The 2,428-nt window shown below is 43.6% G+C and carries 3 protein-coding genes; all 3 read right to left on the bottom strand.

The window, feature by feature from the left end; genetic code table 11:
• Positions 1-410 (bottom strand): glyceraldehyde 3-phosphate dehydrogenase NAD-binding domain-containing protein (locus BG32_RS15405; protein ID WP_259459809.1); only part of this gene is annotated, 410 nt, incomplete at its 3' end.
• Between the two features lie 12 nt (positions 411-422).
• Positions 423-788, bottom strand: coding sequence for a YbaB/EbfC family nucleoid-associated protein (locus tag BG32_RS15400; RefSeq protein WP_006487438.1), 366 nt, complete (start codon positions 786-788; stop codon positions 423-425).
• A gap of 2 nt (positions 789-790) precedes the next feature.
• A complete protein-coding gene (gene dnaX, locus BG32_RS15395; protein ID WP_121527107.1) occupies positions 791-2,248 on the bottom strand; it encodes a DNA polymerase III subunit gamma/tau in 1,458 nt (485 codons plus the stop codon).
• Positions 2,249-2,428 lie beyond the last annotated feature (180 nt).

Raw genomic sequence — 2,428 nt, 5'->3', positions numbered from 1 at the left:
TCATCATTGACACCGAGCACGATTGTGGCATCCACTTCGCCCTTTGCGGGGGCAGTAATCAAGACCTTCTTCGCTCCAGCATCAATATGAGGCATGGTCTTCTCTCTGCTTCTGAAAACCCCTGTTGCTTCTATGACGAGCTCGACGCCAAGATCCTTCCAGGGAAGATTTGCAGGATTCTTTTCGGCGAATACTTTCACTTCTTTTCCGTTAACTAATATGGCTCCTTCCTTAGCTTCTACTGAGCCCTTGAACCTTCCATGAACAGAGTCGTATTTAAGAAGATGAGCAAGAGTAGCGGCATCTGTCAAGTCGTTGATCGCAACAACGTCGAACTCCCCGCGCTTCACCATCTCTCTAAAGACAAGTCTTCCGATTCTTCCAAAACCATTGATCCCTACTTTGTGCATTCGTTACACCTCCTAAAGTATGTTGTCCGGTAGATTGAACTCACCTGTTATTTTCGCTGTTTCCTCTTCTCTCCTCTTTGTTACTTCAGCTAACGCCTCGTTTATCCCCGCGATTATCAAATCCTGAACGATTTCGAAATCCTCTTCTCTTATTTCCGGCTCTACCTCAATGGATTTGATGCGATAGTCGCACGTTGCAACTACGTTTATTGCACCGCCACCTGCAGAAGCGGTAACTTCAATCGACTTGAAACTATCTTCAAGATTTTCCATCTCTTCTTGTGCCTTCTGCGCCTGTTTAAGAAGGTCGCCCATATTGGAACCTTTCCTTGAACCTCCGTAGTTTCGTCCTCCGAGGCCCCTGAATTTCTTCGCCATAGTTATTCCTCCTCAAGCTCTATCTTTATTTTTCCAGTCTCTATATCACTCTTAAGCCCCAGGCCTGTAATTACCGATTCAAAATACTCTCTTGAATCTCTGTCGAGGCTTTCAAGGGCCTCTTGTCCAGCCGCTTTGTCAGAGAGAACGAATCGTTTGCCGATAATATCTTCAGCGATTTTGTTTATCGATTCCATTCTTTCCTTCAGAAGCTCACTTGAGAATTCGCTATCTGGTTCTATTATTAAGTCCTCGATTCGATTCCCCTTCCTGATTTCCGCCAGACTTATCAAAGTCCACCACAATATATAATCCTTCATTCTAAGATGTTCGATGAATAATGAGATCTCTTCACTTTCTTCGGTGACTGAAACCTCAAGCTTTTCAGGCTTCTCACTATTTTCGTCAACAGCGATCGGAGATACTTCGGATTTTTGCGTGTCTTCGCCGTTCTGTTTTCCGAAGCCGCCCTTAAGGAGGACCATAACTTCAAATGTTGTCTGTTTGTCTTCGGCATACTTTAATTCTTTATTTGTTTCCCAAAGAGCCGAAAGCAGCCTGAAACAATCGTCACTCGGTCGCTCAACAAGTCGTTCCTTGACCGCATCAATCGCCTGTTCAAGAAATACTTCGTGCGTGAAGCCTCCAGACTGGATTTTTTCGGAAATCTCAAGTACTGAAGATGGGTTTCCCGATGAAAACGCCTGGAGAAATTCCTCTATTACCTCTTCGGGCAGGATCCCAAGAGCGGTTCTAGCTGCCTCTTCCTTAACGTTACCAGAGTATGAGATTACCCTCTCCATAAGATTTACAGCGTCTCGCATTCCTCCGTGTGCCGCCTTGGAAATGTATCTCAAAGCCTTTTCGTCGTATTGAAGCTCTTCGGCTCTCGCAATTCTTTCAAGATAAGTTACTATGTCTTCTTCCCTCAAAGGTTTGAAGTAAAAGATTTGACAGCGGGAAAGAATCGTTTCAGGAACTTTCTCGAGATTAGTAGTTGCCAGGATGAAAACCACCTTATCGGGCGGTTCTTCAAGAGTCTTGAGAAGAGCGTTGAAAGCCTCTCTGGTAAGCATGTGAAATTCATCTATAATGTAGACTTTGAATTTTCCCATTACCGGTCTGTAAGAAACCGCATCTCGGATCTTTCGTATCTCATCTATGCCTCTATAAGAGGCGGCATCGAGCTCTACAACATCCATATGAGAAGAGGAGTCGATTGCTTTGCAAGAATCGCAAACTCCACAAGGTTTTTCCGATCCTTCCGAAAGACAGTTAAGCATCTTCGCAAGAATACGAGCGCTAGTCGTTTTTCCAGTACCTCTTGAGCCTGAGAATATATATGCGTGGGAAAGCTTGTTCTTCTCTATCGCCTTTCCCAGGATCTCTTTTACCTGATCCTGACCGACTAACTCATTGAAATTTCTTGGCCTATATTTCCTATACAAAACTTCAGACATCTTAATCACCCGTTCATCTGAATTATAGCAGATCGTCTGAAATTTGTTTGGGCACGAAATGAGAATACTGTGAAAAAGAAAGTGAAAAATTTAACTAACTTTTCTAGACAGAATGATTATTACATTCGCGACTAGGAGACTCTCCTTGTTTCCCATTTTCCCCTCAGATAGTAAAAAATC

Source organism: Mesotoga sp. HF07.pep.5.2.highcov (genome assembly GCF_003666285.1).
In the GTDB taxonomy this organism is placed as follows: Bacteria; Thermotogota; Thermotogae; order Petrotogales; family Kosmotogaceae; genus Mesotoga; species Mesotoga prima.
Note: the sequence above shows the minus strand (reverse complement) of the source record. Positions and strands in the feature narration are given on the sequence as shown.